The following is a 15461-nucleotide window of genomic DNA, read 5'->3' as shown; positions in this document are numbered from 1 at the left end:
GCTTGCCATGCTGACCATTGACCGGCTAACCCTGCAACTCCCCTACTACCCCCGCTGGTGGCGACGGGAGTGGACCACCTGTATCGAGTCGCTCTCGCTGCACCTTCCGCCGGGCGAAGTGCATGCTGTGGTGGGTGCGTCAGGCGCAGGTAAAAGCCTGCTGGCCTACGCCATTATGGGGCTACTGCCCCAAGCGGCGCGGGTCGCAGGAGAGCTGCGCTTCCAGGGGGAGGACTTAACACCAGCGCGCCAGCGGCAGCTGAGGGGGCATCAGTTGGCGCTCATTCCTCAATCGTTGAATGCTCTTGACCCGCTCGCCCGCAGCCAGCATCAGGTACGCTGGGCGGCCCAACGGGCAGGATTTGGTCGCTCAGCCGCCCATCAGCGCGCCGATGAGCTATTGAGCCGCTATCAGCTTAGCCACGCGTCTACCCACTACCCTCACGAGCTGTCAGGCGGCATGGCGCGGCGGGTGCTCATCGCTATGGCCCAGGTGAGCAACGCACGTCTGGTGATTGCCGATGAGCCCAGCGTAGGCCTTGACCCCAACCAGCGCGACCGTGTGCTGGCAGCACTAAAAGCTATCGCCCTAGAGGGCAAAGCGGTGATGCTGATTACCCACGATCTGCGCCATGCTCTTACCATTGCCGACAGGGTTTCCGTGATTCGCCAGGGCCAAGCGCTGGAAACCGCACCTGCCCAGGCTTTCCAAGGCCAGGGCGAGCAGCTTATGAGTTGCTATGCGCGAGACTTGTGGCAGGCGCTACCGGATAACGCGTTCAGCACACACCCCTTCCATCCGACGCATCAGGAGCCAGCGCTTGCTTGAAACCCACCAGCTATCGTTCCACTTTGCGGCAGGCACGCCGCTGTTGGCGGATATCTCCCTACGCCTTGCGCCCGGTGAGTGGTTAGGAATCAGCGGTGACTCTGGATCGGGGAAATCAACGCTTGGCAAGCTATTGTCAGGCCAGCTAACGCCTTCCCAAGGCAGTGTTCAGGTAGATGGTTCGCCGCTGCCCACACGCGGGCGGCGGCCAGTGCAGTGGCTGCCCCAGTCGCCGGAGCTCGCGGTGAACCCGCGCTGGCGGGTAGGAAAGATATTGAGGGAAGCGTGGACACCGCCAGATACGCTGATGGCGGCGTTTGGCATTGAAAATGAATGGCTAAAGCGCTTTCCCAGCGCACTCTCCGGCGGCGAGCTACAACGGGTGTGCGTGCTGCGCGCCCTCGCCCCCGGCGTCCGCTATGTGGTGGCCGATGAGATCTCCACCATGCTGGACCCCATCACTCAGCTGTCGCTGTGGCAGGCGCTTAAAGCGCACGCTGAACACCATCAGCTTGGCGTCATCGTGATTAGTCACGACACAGCACTACTCAACCGGCTGTGCCATCAACAGTGGCATCTGGCAGGTGGCAGCTTACGTATTAGCAGCACGGCGCTCAAAGCGCCATAAGCCAACACCAATGGCCAACGTCACGCAGAGCAGCAGCCACGAGCCTATCGCCACACCCTGCCACTGTGTCCAGCGCCAGAAAGGCTCCAGCCAAAAACCGCCAATGCTGGCACCGAGGTAGTAAAACACTAGGTAGAGCGCCGAGGCGCTGCCCCGTGCCCCTTGGGCATAGCGCCCCACCCAGCTAGACGCCAATGAGTGCGCCATAAAGAAGCCGAAGGCGTTAATGGTTAAGCCGAGGATGATGAGCGCCAGTGAGTCCGCCAGCGTGATGGCGGTGCCTAACATGAGAATCACAATGCCCGCACTTATGCAGCGGGCGGGGGAAAAGCGCCCCGCCAACTTGCCCGACACTGTCGAGCCAAAGGTGCCACCTAGGTAGGTGAGAAAGATCAGCCCCAGGCCACTGGCCGCCAGTTGATACGGCGCATCCGCCAGCCGAAAGGTGATATAGCTGTACTGATTAATAAAAATCAGAAAGTTAATGCCGCCAAGGAAGTAGGCAGCGAGCAGCACCGGCGAGCGTAAATGGCCGAGCAGGTCCCCCACCGCTTGGCGTAATTGAAAGCGCTGAGGCGTAAAGGCTTGGCTATTGGGCAGTAGCCGCCAAAAAATGATACAGCCCACCACGGTCATGGCACCCACCGCGAGAAACGCAGCACTAGGCCCACCGATGGCCGCCGCCCCGCCCCCAACAATACGCCCGCTAATACCGCCTAACGAATTGGCCCCAATATAAAGCCCCACGGCACTCAGCAAGGCGGTTTTATCGAACTCGTCCCCCATCCAGGCAATCGCTACGGCGGGCAAGCCGCCGAGCACGAAGCCTTGCAGCAAGCGCAGAAACAATAAACTCTCGAAGGTAGGCGCAAAAGCTAAAGCGAGCGACAAACCACCCGCCAGGAGCAGTGTGATACGCATAATCCCTTCGCGGCCAATGGCATCGGAGAGCGGCCCAAACACCAAAAGCGCCAAGGCCAAAGAGAGCGTAGATACCGACATCAGCAGGCTGACGCCTAAGGTGGAAACCCCGTAAGCCTCTTTCAGGCCCGGCAGCAGCGGTTGCGGCACATACAGGTTAATAAACACCAAAAACGACCCTAAACATAGGGCCGCCGTCGCGCGCCACCAGGCGCGCGTTTTTGCTTCAATCATTGATGGCCTTTCCAATGTTGACCGACGCGCACGGCCGACACTTACGGCGTATAACGACTGCTGAGCTGGGCCAGATTGGTCGGCTCTAGGGCACGACGCGACTGCCAGTAGTAGCGCTGCCAGTAGCTATTATCCAGGCTGGAAATAATCACACCTTTCGACGTGGACGCATGGAGAAAATAGCCATTGCCTACGTAAATGCCCACGTGGTTGTAGCGTCCGGGTGGGCGGAAGAAGACCAGATCGCCCGCCTGCAGCTCTTGGCGGTCGATCGGGCGTCCCTCATGCACTTGATCTTGGGTAGAACGGGGTAACTCAACGTCAAAGGTATCGCGGAAAACGTTTCTTACCAAGGCAGAGCAGTCGATCCCTCGATCCGTCGTCCCCCCAATCCGATAAGGCGTTCCTGCCCACCGCTGATGCTGCTCTAACAGCGCTTGGCGAACGACCGTTGGCGGGGGCGTCTGCAGGTTACGCAGGTGAGCACTGATAGGATCAACGGGCGACATTTGGGGAGTGACTCCCTCCATGCCGGGAAGCGACATCGAGAAATAATCCTCGGGGGCTTCCATGTCCTGGCGTGAGGCAGAGCCTGCACAGCCAGCTAACAAAGCAACGACGACACAAACACTTACAACACGGACAGCGGTCACAGCGGGGTGTGGCGACGCAACCATGCGATTAACCTCGTAACAAAATGGAAATTGAAAAAACCCAAGCATGAGAAAACTCATTTTTTACAACCCCTGGACTATAAGCTAGTTATCCTATGCTTGGCGAGTCTAATGTAAGATTCGTTGATCACCCGGCAACGTGTCGATATGCAGCGGCGCGAAATGACGTGGTTTATTACCCGGAAAATCCAGACTTGCCCAGGGGCCGGCCAGCACTGGCGCGCCGCATAACCAAGCCACCAGCGCTTGACGAAAACCGGCCAAGAAGCTCTCTCGTTCCGGGGTGTCGCCCATGAAAAACGAAAACCCTGCGTACATGCCCGCCGCATACTCCTGCCAACCCGAGTAATGATCCGCCGCCAACTGATAGGCGCGGTCGAGCACGTTCGCGAATGCTGACTTGTCGAGCCAACCTAGCTGACGTGCCGCAATGGCAAGATCCACGAGCTGGGCAATGTCCCAAGCGGCCATGTCCACGTCATTACAACCATCTTCATTGGTACTCACACGGCGCAGGCGCAACAAGTGGTGACGCTCCTCTTCACCGCAGTCGCCGGACTCCAATATGGCGATCTCAGCCGCCAACCGCTCCGGGTTCAGCGTGTAGGGCGCGTAGTTGATCTGGTACTCCTGCCGATCTCCCGCCTCCAACATGAAGGTTAAAAACTCTTGCATATCGTCGGCGCTGGTGAGGTGGTAGTGGCTCTCGACCCATTCGCGAATGTCGGCGCACTCGCGCGGACTTTCCAACTGCGGCTCGCTCCACACTGCACTGTTCAGCGGCCCCACCAGTGACATCGCCGTAAAGTGGCTCAGCGTCGGCCGCTCACCAGGCTCGCACCACGCATCTGGCCGCCAATCTAACCAGTGAAACAGGCTGCCGTGGTCTTCCAGATGCCAGGCAATTTCATTAATGAGCGAGTCGTGCTCTGGCTCCGGAAGGCAGCTCTCCCAGGCAAACCAGGCTTCTAGCAGGCGCTTGGGCGTGGCATAAAAACGGCATAGGCAGCTCCGTAGGGCGCTGGCGTGCTGCATCAGTGGTTCACGCTCGAATAGGCCGCTATCGAGGGCCATGTGCAGGTAGAAGGCAAACTTCTCGGCCATGTGAATTGTCGCGGCGTGGCGGCTCACGCCTTTTACCGCGTTGCGCTGTTTGAGCTCATCGGGGGTCGGCTGACCAAAGCGCGTCTGCGACGGTGGCAATACGCCATGGGCGGCATCCGCAGCCAGCTGGTTGAGATGGTGCGCCTGGGCGGGTAGCCAATAGCGCGCCAGCACTTGATGGCCTTCATCCGCATGCAGGCCAAGTGAATCCTGTAGGTAGACGGCGGCATCAGCGCGGCGCTGCTCGGCAATCGGGGCCGAGGGATTGAGCTGGCGCAGCATGACATCCGGCTCGCGTACGCCAGCCAAGGCGAGCAGCCAATGGTGCGGCGTGTTGCGCCACGCTTTGATACGCGTACGCGAGGCTTGGCGAGTCGGCTCGTCCAGTAACGCACCCAGCGAGTGCTTCCAGGGGCTATGGGCAGCGTGCATTAACAGCTTGTGGCGGGCGCTGGGTGTCATCCCCCGGCGATCAACGCCCTCGAACAGGCTTTGCCCGCGCATGTAGGCTTTCAGTACTGCGTGCCAGTCGTGGTAACGACGACCGACGAGGTCAGCCGCATGGGCCGCTAGGTCGTCCGCTTCCGCCTGGCTTAGCCAGCCGCAGCAAGCACCAGCCCAGGCGAGCTCTACTAACCGCAGCCAATCCCAGGCGGCCCACTCCAACGGCTCGCCCTGATTGACGAACGCAGTGAGCACGGGCGCGTAGGGAGCATCGTTCACCGCACCCCGCTGCCACTCTTGGCGCTGGGCGCGATCCATGGTCAGCAGCTCGCGGGCTTCAATATCCCAGCGCTGGCGCTCACCCTGGGCGCTTAGCCATAGCATCACTTCTAATAGTTGCTCGCGGTCATACACTTGCCAGATGTGCCCTAACCACTCGCTGGCATCGGGCCAGTCGGCGGCGCTAGCCGGGTAGCTCACCACTGGGCGAAACAGCGCGCCCAACCGCCAAGGCTGAGCTTCTGGCGCTTGCGGCCATAGCGAAGCCGGTGCAGGGCGTTGCGCTAGCTCAGTATCCAGGGTTTGCCATGTGACACCTTCACCTTCACTCTCTAGATCCGACAACGCTTGGCAGGCATCGATAAAACGGTCATCGGCACCGGTTTCCCAACCTTTGGCCCCTAGCGCACGACGTAGATCCGACAGCCACGCTCGCTGATCGCTGTAGTCAGAAGTGATGCGCCGTGTTAAGTGGTGTGCCCAGTTCGTCGCCTGAGCCTGGCTTAGCCAACCCGCCGCCCCGGCGAGTGCTGCCCACTCCAGCGCGCCCAACAGCTGATCGGCGCTGCCTGACGGTGCGCCGAGTGCAAAAAACAGCTGGTCTGCCAACGCGCCACGATCTGTAATACCCAGTTCTAGCAGGCGTTGCTCCGCCGCGACCGCATCCACCGCCAGTGGGTGCGGTGTAAAAGCCCAATCACACAGCACCAGCTGTTGAGCCCACCAGGCATTTAGTGCGTCGAACAAAAGACACCTCGAAGAAACAGAAAGCGATCAATAAAAGCCATAACCAACCAGAACAGACCAACGAGGCCGCCAAAAGCGGCATAGTGTAACGGAATCTGCTGCCAAGACCGATAGCAGCCGCACAAAACAGCGCTGCCCGGCACAAAGGCCGGGCAGCGATTACCGCAAAGAGCAGCGTGCGCTAAGCGCTTTTGACTTTACTAATGACCCATAGCAAGACCACCGCCCCCACGGTTGCCGTGACCAGCGAGCCGATAAAGCCACCCGCCTGTAAACCCAGCAAACTAAATAAGAAGCCCCCGACGAGCGCGCCAACCACACCCACGCCGATGTTGCCTAAAATACCAAAACCACCGCCACGCATGATGTTGCCAGCAATCCAGCCAGCTAAACCACCAATGATTAACCACGCAATAAAGCCCATACTACCTCCTTGGTTTCACTCAGCTTGGGGTTTTACCTTCAACCTATCCTTCCACCTATGCTTGTCCTACCATAGCACACGGCGCTACTGTTCTGCCCATTTGTTGCCTTTTCCCACAAGGATCCTCTTATGATTCCCGACTCCCTTAAACAGCTACTTAGCCATGTTGATGGTCATCAACGCGCCACCTGGGAAGGCCGTGACGTCGCACTCTTCAACATGGCCTGGGGGGAAATGGTCATTAGCCTGCAAGGCGCACAGGTGCTGCACTTTCAGCCAACAGGCGACACCGGCTGGCTGTGGGTGACGCCAACGCCGCAGGCGCTGCCGGGCGCGATTCGTGGCGGCATTCCGCTTTGCTGGCCCTGGTTTGCCGACGAGCGCTACGCTGACGAAAGCCCCGAGCGTAACGGCCCCTTCCATGGGCTTGCCCGCCACGCCATGTGGCGTCTGGACGCCGTTGACGACCACGCCGAAGGCATCGAGGTCCATCTCTCGCCGGAAGAGTGTCTGCATAGCCAGCTCACCGCCCGCGTGGTCATTCAAGCCAACGCCCAGCGGCTAAACGTTGAGATCATCAGCGAAAACATTGGCGATGCTCCGATCAAAACCAGCGGCGCACTGCATACCTACCTGGCCGTTAATGAGGTGCATCAATGCCGCTTAGAAGGCCTAGCAGGCGCGCGCTATTTGGATAAGCTGCGTGACTTTGCGGAATCTGAGCAACAGGGCACGCTGGCGATTCGTGGCCCGGTCGACCGTATTTATCACACCAATGAAGCGGTGCTGCTCAACGACGGCCAGCGCACGCTGCGCATCGGTAAGCAGTCCAGCGACTCCACGGTGGTCTGGCACCCGGATAGCGACCTGCCCAGCGACACACCCGCCGACGCCGCCAAACACTTTTTATGCGTTGAAGCCGCCAATACTCGCCTTGACCCCGTTTGGTTAGTACCAGGGGCACAGCACCTGCTAGGGACGACAATAAGCCGCGGTTAATGATCGGTTCATCAAGGCTTTGCTATGATCAAGCCATTGATACACCCCCAAGGAGCGACGATGGATCCACAACAATGGCTGGAAGCAGCCACGCTTGCCTTTAACCTGATCGGTATGGTGGTGTGCTTGGTTGGCTTAACGCTTGCACAAAAAATGCAGCGCCGCTGGCCCGGCTATAGCCTCGCGGTCGTCGGTTTTATCATTGCGACCCTGCCCATGCTCTCTCAACTTGTCTTTATGTGGCAGCGCTAACGTTCCACCACCTCGCCAAGATGCCCCACCCGATGAAGGAAGCGACAGGATGCGCCAGCCGTTAAGCCGCGAATTGAGCAATTTGTTAGAGCGAAGCCGAGACCGGCAGCTGCGGCTGGCGGTGACAGGCCTTTCGCAAGCGGGTAAAACGGCGTTTTTAACCTCGCTGGTGAACCAACTACGCCATGCAGGCGTAGAAGCACAGTTAGACCTGCTACCGGTTGCCCGTGAAGGTCGACTGCTAGGCGCGCAGCGTTTAAATCAGCCGGACTTAGGCGTGCCACGCTTCCCTTATGACCCCGGCATGGCATCGCTGAGAGATACACCGCCGCGCTGGCCCGAGCCCACTCGTGGCATTAGCGAGCTTCGCTTGCAGCTGCGCTACCGCCCTGCCCAACAGGGTTGGTTTACGCCGGATATCGCTCACCTGACGCTGGATCTGTTCGACTACCCCGGCGAATGGCTGCTGGATTTGCCGCTGCTGCAGCACGACTTCTACAGCTGGAGCCAGAGCCAAGCCCAGCACGAAGGCCCTCATCGCCGGGCACTGTTTAGCGAATGGCTGGCCGAGTCAGAGCAGCTAGACCCTACGGCAGAAGCCGATGAAGCACAGCTCGCCACGCTGGCCGATGCCTATGCACTCGGCCTGCGTCGTGCCAAGCAGGCGGGCTTCTCTGACCTGCAGCCAGGGCGTTTTTTGCTGCCCGGCGAGCTGGATGGCGCACCGGTGCTGCAGTTCTTCCCGCTGCCCGGATTAGATACTCCCAAAGAAACCCTCGACGCGCTGCCCGAGTCGAGCCTCTACGCCACCCTGGCGGCGCGTTTTCGCTACTACCAGCAGCAGGTGGTGCGCCCCTTCTACCGCGACCACTTTCGCCGCTTTGACCGCCAGATTGTATTGGTGGACGTGCTGGGCGCGCTTAACGCCGGGCCGGAGCGTTTCGAGGATCTTTCCCGCGCGCTGCAACAGCTGATGAAGAGCTTTGATTACGGCAAGCGCAGCCTGCTGACCCGCCTGTTCGCTCCTAAAATTGACCGCCTCGCCATTGCCGCCACCAAGGCGGACCACGTGACACCCGACCAACACACCCACGTGGTGCAACTGTTAGAAGCGCTGCTGGCGGAGCCATTGAAAGACTTACGCTTTGCCGATATCCCGGTGAAAGCGCTGTCGCTGGCGGCCATTCGCGCCACCGAGGCCCGCGAAGTGCTTCATGATGGCAAGCGAACGCCAGCGCTGAAAGGCACCACGTTAGAAGGTGAAGACGTGCTGGTGTACCCCGGCGATGTGCCCAGCCGCCTGCCCAAAGCCGATTTTTGGCAGCAGCAAGGATTTGATTTCCCCAGCTTCCGCCCGCTGCCCGCCGATAGCGAGGCACTGCCCCACATCCGTATGGACGCCGCGATTGACTGGCTGATTGGAGACAAACTGACATGAGCAACCCTCAGCCCCGCCGCGACTTCCAAACCGAAGCGCCGCCCGAACCTACCCAGGAAACCCTGCGCCAGCACGAACGCTTTGCAGCGACTGAGTCGCACCAGCCGCTGGCGACCCAAGCCGAACTCAAAGCGCTGCCGGAAGAGACCCTTGGCGCGCCTCGCAAGCGCCGCTGGGGGCTGATGTTCGCCTTGGCAGGCGGTGCCACACTCGGCACGGTAGAGCTTGCAACCGGCATTCCTGACGCGCTGTTCCAGTCCCAGTGGATGGCGATGGCGTGGCAGCTATTTGGGATTAGCCTGATTGGCTTGGGCGGCGTATCGCTCCTCAAGGAGCTGGGCCGTTTGCGGCGCTTAAAGCGGCACGATCAGCTACGGGCCAACCTAGCCGAGCTTCCCCAGCGCTCCAGCCAGCAGGCCCAGGCGATGGCCGTTCAGTTAAAACAGCAGCTTGCACTGAGCAACGACGACCCGCACTGGCTGGCCTTTCAGCGGGCGTGTCAGCCGCATCATAGCGGGGAAGAGATTCAAACCCTGCTGCGCTACCACCTACTCGCCCCCCGTGACCGGGAAGCCCAGCGGTTGATTACCCGGATGTCGGGGGAAACCGCCATCATGGTAGCGGTTTCCCCGCTAACCCTGGTGGATATGGCGCTGGTGGCGTGGCGCAGCCTGGCCATGGTGGATCGGCTGAGCCGTCTGTACGGGCTGGAGCTTGGCTACGCCAGCCGCCTGCGGCTATTTCGCCATGTATTGCACAACATGGCGTTTGCAGGCGCCAGCGAACTAGCCACCGATGCCAGCATGGACATGCTCTCGCTGGACTTGGCAGGCCGCCTTTCGGCGCGAGCAGGCCAGGGCTTGGCGACCGGGTTGCTGAGCGCCCGCCTGGGACTGCGTGCCCAGCGGCTGTGCCGCCCCGTAGTGTTCACGCCAGAGGAGCAGCCCAAATTAGCCGACCTCCGCCAAGACCTCTGGCGGCAGATCAAGCGGCTCGACAAAGAGCCCGCCCCCGCCGCGCGTCACCGCGATTAATACCGCTCAGCCGCACATCCTCTTCGCTGAAGTGCTCTGGCCGTAGACCCATAACCACTGGCTGTAACAGGTCGTTCCAGCCTTCGGCATCCGCCACTTCATTTAAGTCACCTAGCAGGCCAAGCTCGCCCCACTCCTGAAGGTTATTATCGTTTTAGGGGCTAGATGATGGTGGAGCGCTCCGCCTACCGCAAGCGGCTATCGACTAAGGTGGCAGAGCAATAATGACAGCAACAAATGCTAAAGCCCAAAGCGCTGCTTCAGGAATAACGCCACCGCTGCTTCGCCGTGGTGGCCGATCCGCCGGGCTTCTGGCACGCGATCGAACAGCGCCGGATGAGCGTTGGCCATCACCTGGGCCTCGCCTGCCAAGGTGAGCATTTCGGTGTCGTTGAGGTTATCACCAAAGGCCAGGCAGTCGGCGGCGGTGAGCCCAAGCGACTCCAGCAACGCCGCGAGCGCCACGCCTTTATTCACTCCGCCCGCCATGATCTCTAGCGAGTCCACCGTGGAGTAGGTAATGTGCAGCCCATCGCCATGCGCCGCTTGGGCCTGAGCTTCCAGCTCTGCCAGCGCATCCGGGTCGCCCAAATAGAGCACTTTACCTACTCCGTTGGCGTCCATCTGCTCCGGTGGCACAACCTCATAGCGAAAGCCCGTCGAGGCGTGCAGTGAAAGCAGGTGTGGCGCTTCGGCGTCCACATGCCAGCCCGCTTCGCGGTAAAGGTTGAGGCGCACCTGTGGCGGCCGGGGTAAATGAATCAGCGCGTGGGCGTGATCCGGGTTGAGGTGCGACGCGCTAACCAAGCCATCGTCTGGGTCGTGGGTGTAAGCCCCGTTGGTGCTAATCAGGTGAGCAGGCACGCCCAGCTCATCGCGGAAGACGCGCATATCGTGGTAGTGGCGACCCGAAGCCAGCGCCAGGTGGTGCCCCTGCCGAACCAACTCTTGGAGCACCTCAATGGTGCTGTCATGTAACCGGTGGTCGCTGCCTAACAGGGTACCGTCAAGGTCGGAAACGATCAGGCGAGGGGTCATCAAAGCGCTCCTTGTGCGTTAGCAGAGTAACGTTGCAGTTCGCTCAGCTTAACCGATTCAGCCAACCGTAAGTAAGTCATTGACTTGCCGTCGCCGTCACCACTTCCCCAGGGGCAACGATTGGCGCAGCCAGTGGGAATCCGTATAGTGGCAACCTACTCTCGCCAACTGATTGAACACATGCTTCAAAACAACTCCCTGCTTGCCCAGCTCAAGCAACAGATCCGTGAAACCACCCCGCGCGCTGAAGGGGTGATCAAAGCCACAGAAAAAGGCTTTGGTTTTCTTGAAACTGATAGCGGCGAATCCTATTTCGTGCCGCCCCCCGCCATGAAACAGGTGCTGCACGGCGACCGTGTGGAAGCCGTGATTCACGAGAACGGCGATAAAAAGTCGGTTGAGCCTGAAAAGCTTATTGAAGCCGGTTTAGACCGCTTCGTTGCTCGCGTGCAAAAGCGCGAAGGCCGTCTCGCGGTGGTGCCGGATCACCCCTCGATTCGCAACGTTCTAAAAGCACGCATCAAAAACAGCCTGGATGAAGACTCGATTGCCGACGGCGATTGGGTCGTGGCGCGTTTGGTGCGTCACCCGCTAAAAGAGAACGACCGCGGCTTCTTCACTCAGATTGATGAGCTAGTGGCCAAAGCCGATAACCCGGCCGTGCCGTGGCGCGTGACGCTTGCTCGCCACGCACTGGAGCAAGAGTGCCCGGATGCCGGCAGCGACTGGCCGCTGCACGATGAAGGCCTCACCCGTGAAGACCTCACCGAGCAGCCGTACTTCACGATCGACGGTGAAAAAACCCGCGATATGGATGACGCGCTGCACGTAGTGGCACGCCCGGAAGGCGGCTGGCAGCTGAGCGTGGCGATTGCCGACCCCACCGCTTATGTGGATGAGGGCCACGCTGCTGACCTGGAAGCCCGCGTCCGTGCATTTACCGTGTACCTGCCGGGCCAGAACGTGACCATGCTGCCCGAGCAGTTGGCGGATGATCTTTGCTCGCTGCGGGAAGGCCAAGAGCGCCCTGCCCTGGCCTGCACGCTGAACATTAACGCCGACGGCAGCCTGGGTGACTACCGCTTCTTCGCGGCCAACGTGAAGTCCCACGCTAAGCTAGTGTACGAGCGCGTCTCTGATTGGATTGAAGGCCAAGGCGACTGGGCACCGGCAGATAATATTGCCGAGCAGCTACACGCCCTGCGTGAGCTGACCGAAGCGCGTACCGCGTGGCGCAACGAGCACGCGCTGGTATTTAAAGATCGTCCTGATTACGTGTTTGATCTGGATGAAGCGGGCAACGTGCTGGGGATTCATACCGAAGACCGCCGCATTGCCAACCGTATGATCGAAGAGTCGATGATTGCTGCCAACGCCTGCTGCGCGGATTTCCTGGCTAGCCATATCGGCCACGGCATCTTCAACGTACACCGCGCTTTCGAGCCGGAAAAAGCCGAAGCGGCACAAGAGTTCCTGGCGACTCAAGACATCGAAGTGGCCCAGGAAGCACTTACCGAGCTTGCCCACTATAAAGAGCTGAAGCGTGCGCTTGAAAGCCGCGACGACGCTTGGCTGGATGCGCGCCTGCGCCGTTTCCAGGGCTTCACCAGCATGTCGGCCCAGCCTGGCCCGCACTTCGGCCTGGGGCTGCCCGCCTACGCCACCTGGACCTCGCCGATTCGTAAGTATGGCGATATGGTCAACCACCGCTTGATCAAGCGCGTGCTGAAGGGTGAGCAGGCTCCGGCAGAAGCCAGCCAGCAGCTCACCGAGCAGCTCACCGAGCGCCGCCGCTTGAACCGTATGGCCGAGCGCGACGTGAAAGATTGGCTTTACGTGCGCTACCTGACCCCGGCGGCGCAGAATCAGGACACCTTCGACGCCGAAATCATGGCAATCAACCGTGGCGGCATGCGGGTTCGCCTGATAGAAAACGGCGCGACGGCGTTCGTGCCTGCCCCCTTGATGCACAGTGACCGCGATAAAGTGGTCATCGATGACAAAGAGGGCCGCATTCAGATCGAAGGCGAAGAGCGCTTCAAGCTGGGCGATAGCCTGCGCGTATCACTCACGGAAGCCCGTGAAGAGACACGATCGCTGGTCGCCAAACCTGCTGACTAAACGCAGCCAACACGTGTTCGCGCCACGGCTTTGCCGTGGCGTTTTTATTTCTGCTCCACGGTGACGTTGTCGCAGAACTGACTTATTTCTACCCTAAGGTAATTCGATGACACTCATGTGGCTCGGAGGTTACCTTGCACATCGCCGATGTGACCATGTTCCACGCCCCGGCAAGTGGCGGCGTTCGCACCTATTTACAGGCCAAGCACCGCGTCCTCTCGCGCACACCCAACCTCCGTACCAGCCTGCTGGTGCCAGGGGCTGAGCGTGATAGTTTGGGCGACCACCACACGCTACCGGCGCTGCACCTGCCCCTTGGGCAGGGCTATCGATTCCCGCTGCGCCGCCGCCCTTGGCGTGACGCCTTGGTAGACCTCTCCCCCACGTTAATCGAAGCAGGCGACCCTTACGTTACCGCTTGGGCAGCGCTGGAGGCTGGCCAGCGCTTGGGCGTGCCGGTGGTGGGTTTCTACCACTCCGATTTACCCCACTTGATGGGCGACCGCTTTGGCCGCCATGTTCGCCAACGGCTAATTCGCTACGTGGTGGACCTGTACCAGCGCTTTGATAGCGTGCTAGCTCCCTGCCACGCGATGGCCAACCGACTCACCGAGTGGGGCGTGCCCAACGTGCGCGTGCAGTCGTTAGGGGTTGATTTAGAGCAGTTTCACCCTTCACGGCGCGACCCCGGCTTCCGTGCGGCCATGGGTATTCCCGCGGATAAAAAGCTGCTGATCTTTGTCGGCCGTTTCTCGCGAGAAAAGAATATCGACGTGCTACTCGCCACCATGCGGGCGCTTGGCAGCGACTACCACCTGCTGCTGATGGGGCCGGGCATGCCGACTCAAGTGCCTAGCAATGTCACTGTGGTCAACCGCTGCTGCGGTAGCCATGAAGTGGCCCGCGCGCTTGCCAGTAGCGATGCGCTACTGCATGCGGGCACCCGCGAAACCTTTGGGCTGGTGGCCCAGGAAGCGATGGCCAGCGGCCTACCGGTGATTGGCGCGCGGGCAGGCGCGCTGATCGAGAACGTACCGCTGGGCGCGGGCGTGCTCTGCCAGCCGCTTGACCCTGACGCGATGGCGGACGCCTGCTCCGCGCTGTTTAGCAACGATATTGCCGCCAGCGGACGCTACGCGCGCCATTTTGTTGAGCGCCAGTTCAGCTGGGACAGCGTCATTGGCTCGCTGCTCACGCACTATGTCGAACTCTGTGGACTCGAACAGCCTGATGCCCGTGCCGTCCGCCGCTAAACCTCAACGGCTGCTGCGCTTTCGTCCGCTACACGGCGTTCTACTGCTGGCTGCCTTGGTAGCGCCGCTGGTGCTCACATCGCTTGCAGGGGGCAGCAAAGCGTTTGAACATGTGGCGCAGTTTCCCATTGGCCTACTGGTTCTAATGATCGCCATGGCGGCGCTATGCTGGAATTTAAATGCTGCCCGTCTGCGCCTGATGCTGAACGGCCGCGCTGGCCAGCTTGGGCAGCGCGGCGCGCTGGGCATCGAGCTGGCGGCGAAGTGCGCGCTCTGCGCAACGCCAGGCGGTAGCGGCGGCCCGGCCACTCTGCTGTTATTACTTGCCCAGCGGGGATTTTCGCCCTCAAAAGGCACCGCCGTGTTTCTCATCGACCAGGGGTGCGACCTGCTGTTCTTTCTGCTGATGCTGAGCGGTTTGGTGGCGATGTCGGTTTTCGGGGATGCCCAGTGGCCACACCAGGGGCTGGTACAGCTCTCGTTACTGGGATTGGCGCTGTTAGCGGTGGGCGTCTCGCTGATGATGGGGTACTTACCCAAGCTGCTGCGTACTCAACGCCAGTGGCTAGCCTGGATTCGCCCTAGCCGCAGGCGCTGGCTGGTCCGGCGGCTGTTACGCTGTCGCCATGCGCTGCGTATGACGCTGGCGCTACCCAAAGCCACGCTGGCAGCGATGCTAGCACTCACAACCCTACACTGGCTGCTGCGCTACAGCTTGTTGTACCTAGCGGTGATTGGCATCGGGGGGCATGCCGACTGGCTCTGGACGTTTTTAACCCAGATGCTGGCCATGGCCGCCAGCCAATTCAGCTTTCTGCCTGGCGGCGCGGGGGCGGCTGAAGTGGGGGTGGGAAGCTTGCTGCTGCCCTTAATGGGCCGGGAGCAGGCCGCTGCCGCCGTGTTGGTTTGGCGGCTGATTAGCTACCACTTGTATCTTGCCGCTGGCGCGCCGCTGCTACTGCTCTACAGCGCGCGCATGCTGCGTCAGCGCTAGCCGCCTCACCGCTTTACTTAACCTCCTCAAATGCAAAAAGGGCACCCA

General features: G+C 60.6%; 14 protein-coding genes. 9 read left to right on the top strand and 5 right to left on the bottom strand.

Annotated elements, in window-relative coordinates; all coding sequences use genetic code 11:
- Positions 1-7 precede the first annotated feature (7 nt).
- Positions 8-829: an ATP-binding cassette domain-containing protein gene (locus BMY49_RS05905; protein WP_089675192.1), complete on the top strand. Its 822-nt coding sequence runs from the start codon at positions 8-10 to the stop codon at positions 827-829.
- A complete protein-coding gene (locus tag BMY49_RS05900) occupies positions 822-1457 on the top strand; it encodes an ABC transporter ATP-binding protein (protein WP_089675191.1) in 636 nt (211 codons plus the stop codon). The genes BMY49_RS05905 and BMY49_RS05900 overlap by 8 nt, the downstream gene beginning before the upstream one ends.
- On the opposite strand, the gene BMY49_RS05895 is transcribed toward BMY49_RS05900, so the two are convergent.
- From BMY49_RS05895 to BMY49_RS05880, 4 genes are all read right to left on the bottom strand, one after another.
- Entirely contained in the window at positions 1422-2612 is a 1191-nt protein-coding gene (locus tag BMY49_RS05895; RefSeq protein WP_074210887.1) for an MFS transporter, read from the bottom strand. The two genes, BMY49_RS05900 and BMY49_RS05895, sit on opposite strands and share 36 nt — an antisense overlap.
- A 41-nt stretch (positions 2613-2653) precedes the next feature.
- Entirely contained in the window at positions 2654-3184 is a 531-nt protein-coding gene (locus BMY49_RS05890; protein WP_058576953.1) for a C40 family peptidase, read from the bottom strand.
- A gap of 210 nt (positions 3185-3394) precedes the next feature.
- The gene (locus BMY49_RS05885; RefSeq protein WP_089675190.1) at positions 3395-5860 is read right to left on the bottom strand and encodes a DUF1266 domain-containing protein; all 2466 of its coding nucleotides are present in this window, start codon (positions 5858-5860) and stop codon (positions 3395-3397) included.
- A 181-nt stretch (positions 5861-6041) separates the two neighbouring features.
- A complete protein-coding gene (locus BMY49_RS05880; RefSeq protein WP_044627819.1) occupies positions 6042-6284 on the bottom strand; it encodes a GlsB/YeaQ/YmgE family stress response membrane protein in 243 nt (80 codons plus the stop codon).
- Positions 6285-6413: 129 nt separating this feature from the next.
- Between BMY49_RS05880 and BMY49_RS05875 the strand changes: the two genes are divergently transcribed.
- The 4 genes from BMY49_RS05875 to BMY49_RS05860 are packed head-to-tail and all read left to right on the top strand — an operon-like array spanning position 6414 to position 10007.
- Positions 6414-7283 (top strand): D-hexose-6-phosphate mutarotase, encoded by an 870-nt coding sequence (locus tag BMY49_RS05875; protein WP_089675189.1) that lies wholly within the window; start codon positions 6414-6416, stop codon positions 7281-7283.
- Between the two features lie 60 nt (positions 7284-7343).
- On the top strand, positions 7344-7535 hold the full coding sequence (locus tag BMY49_RS05870) for a hypothetical protein (RefSeq protein ID WP_044627821.1): 192 nt from the start codon (positions 7344-7346) through the stop codon (positions 7533-7535).
- 49 nt (positions 7536-7584) lie between these two features.
- A complete protein-coding gene (locus BMY49_RS05865) occupies positions 7585-8973 on the top strand; it encodes a YcjX family GTP-binding protein (RefSeq protein WP_044627822.1) in 1389 nt (462 codons plus the stop codon).
- Entirely contained in the window at positions 8970-10007 is a 1038-nt protein-coding gene (locus BMY49_RS05860; protein ID WP_044627823.1) for a YcjF family protein, read from the top strand. Before BMY49_RS05865 ends, BMY49_RS05860 begins: the two co-directional genes overlap by 4 nt.
- 240 nt (positions 10008-10247) lie before the next feature.
- On the opposite strand, the gene BMY49_RS05855 is transcribed toward BMY49_RS05860, so the two are convergent.
- Entirely contained in the window at positions 10248-11045 is a 798-nt protein-coding gene (locus BMY49_RS05855; RefSeq protein ID WP_054641199.1) for a Cof-type HAD-IIB family hydrolase, read from the bottom strand.
- Between the two features lie 180 nt (positions 11046-11225).
- Between BMY49_RS05855 and BMY49_RS05850 the strand changes: the two genes are divergently transcribed.
- The 3 genes from BMY49_RS05850 (at position 11226) to BMY49_RS05840 (ending at position 15413) form a co-directional block, all read left to right on the top strand.
- A complete protein-coding gene (locus tag BMY49_RS05850; RefSeq protein WP_089675196.1) occupies positions 11226-13166 on the top strand; it encodes an exoribonuclease II in 1941 nt (646 codons plus the stop codon).
- Between the two features lie 134 nt (positions 13167-13300).
- On the top strand, positions 13301-14419 hold the full coding sequence (locus tag BMY49_RS05845; RefSeq protein WP_062373593.1) for a glycosyltransferase family 4 protein: 1119 nt from the start codon (positions 13301-13303) through the stop codon (positions 14417-14419).
- A complete protein-coding gene (locus BMY49_RS05840) occupies positions 14397-15413 on the top strand; it encodes a lysylphosphatidylglycerol synthase transmembrane domain-containing protein (RefSeq protein WP_089675188.1) in 1017 nt (338 codons plus the stop codon). Before BMY49_RS05845 ends, BMY49_RS05840 begins: the two co-directional genes overlap by 23 nt.
- Positions 15414-15461 lie beyond the last annotated feature (48 nt).

Source organism: Vreelandella aquamarina (assembly GCF_900110265.1).
Lineage (GTDB): Bacteria > Pseudomonadota > Gammaproteobacteria > Pseudomonadales > Halomonadaceae > Vreelandella > Vreelandella aquamarina.
Note: the sequence above shows the minus strand (reverse complement) of the source record. Positions and strands in the feature narration are given on the sequence as shown.

Excerpts from the sequence above, each read along its gene's own strand:
- BMY49_RS05905 (WP_089675192.1), top strand. The coding sequence starts at position 8 with ATGCTGACCATTGACCGGCTAACCCTGCAACTCCCCTACTACCCCCGC.
- BMY49_RS05895 (WP_074210887.1), bottom strand. The coding sequence starts at position 2,612 with ATGATTGAAGCAAAAACGCGCGCCTGGTGGCGCGCGACGGCGGCCCTA.
- BMY49_RS05890 (WP_058576953.1), bottom strand. The coding sequence starts at position 3,184 with ATGGAAGCCCCCGAGGATTATTTCTCGATGTCGCTTCCCGGCATGGAG.
- BMY49_RS05880 (WP_044627819.1), bottom strand. The coding sequence starts at position 6,284 with ATGGGCTTTATTGCGTGGTTAATCATTGGTGGTTTAGCTGGCTGGATT.
- BMY49_RS05875 (WP_089675189.1), top strand. The coding sequence starts at position 6,414 with ATGATTCCCGACTCCCTTAAACAGCTACTTAGCCATGTTGATGGTCAT.
- BMY49_RS05870 (WP_044627821.1), top strand. The coding sequence starts at position 7,344 with ATGGATCCACAACAATGGCTGGAAGCAGCCACGCTTGCCTTTAACCTG.
- BMY49_RS05865 (WP_044627822.1), top strand. The coding sequence starts at position 7,585 with ATGCGCCAGCCGTTAAGCCGCGAATTGAGCAATTTGTTAGAGCGAAGC.
- BMY49_RS05860 (WP_044627823.1), top strand. The coding sequence starts at position 8,970 with ATGAGCAACCCTCAGCCCCGCCGCGACTTCCAAACCGAAGCGCCGCCC.
- BMY49_RS05855 (WP_054641199.1), bottom strand. The coding sequence starts at position 11,045 with ATGACCCCTCGCCTGATCGTTTCCGACCTTGACGGTACCCTGTTAGGC.
- BMY49_RS05850 (WP_089675196.1), top strand. The coding sequence starts at position 11,226 with ATGCTTCAAAACAACTCCCTGCTTGCCCAGCTCAAGCAACAGATCCGT.
- BMY49_RS05840 (WP_089675188.1), top strand. The coding sequence starts at position 14,397 with ATGCCCGTGCCGTCCGCCGCTAAACCTCAACGGCTGCTGCGCTTTCGT.